General features: G+C 54.7%; 1 protein-coding gene. It reads left to right on the forward strand.

All coding sequences use genetic code 11. From position 1 onward, the window contains the following. Positions 1 to 291: 291 nt before the first annotated feature. The coding region (locus tag AC1QQ2_RS14560) for a peroxidase family protein (protein ID WP_479713685.1) at positions 292 to 823 on the forward strand (532 nt) is incomplete at its 3' end.

Raw genomic sequence — 823 nt, forward strand, 5'->3', positions numbered from 1 at the left:
GTTGGTCCAGAGCCAGAGGCTAACGACAAGCTAGAATCTGTTGGACTCGGCTGGGAGAACTCCCAGGGCAAGGGTAACGCAGAGGACACCATTTCCTCTGGCCTAGAGGTTACTTGGACTCCAAACCCAATCCGTTGGGACAACGACTACCTACGTCTTATCTACAAGTACGAGTGGGAGCTCGAAGAGTCTCCTGCTGGTGCTAAGCAGTGGCGTCCAGTAAATGATGAAGTCTACCCAGAGGATGCAGCTCCTCACGCCCACATCGGTGGACAGACTGTCATTCCTCGCATGTTGACTACTGACCTTGCACTCCGCTTTGGAGACGAGGAGTATGACCGCATCTGCCAGAAGTTCCTAGCGGACTTCGACTACTTCACAGACGTCTTCGCTCGTGCGTGGTTCAAGCTGACCCACCGCGACATGGGACCACGTGCTCGCTACCACGGTCCAGAGGTTCCTGCAGAGGTTCTAATTTGGCAGGACCCAGTTGAGCCAGGTGTTGCACCAACTGTTCTACAGAAGCAGATGGCTCGCATTATGCTCGATAACGCTGGGCTAACTACTACCGAACTAGTTCACGCAGCCTGGGCGTCTGCTGCAACCTACCGCAACACCGACAAGCGCGGTGGAGCTAACGGTGCACGCATCGCTCTAGAGCCACAGAAGAGCTGGCCAGTACATGCAGCCGTTGCAGGAACTATCGAGAAGCTAAAGCAGCTCCAGCCAGATTCTGGAATGTCTCTAGCAGACTTGATTGTCTTTGCTGGTACCAACGCAATCGAGGATGCCGCACGTAAGGGTGGCGTTCCAGTTGTAGTTG

This window comes from Aestuarium sp., from assembly GCF_023253315.1.
GTDB classification, from domain to species: Bacteria; Pseudomonadota; Alphaproteobacteria; order Rhodobacterales; family Rhodobacteraceae; genus Marivivens; species Marivivens donghaensis.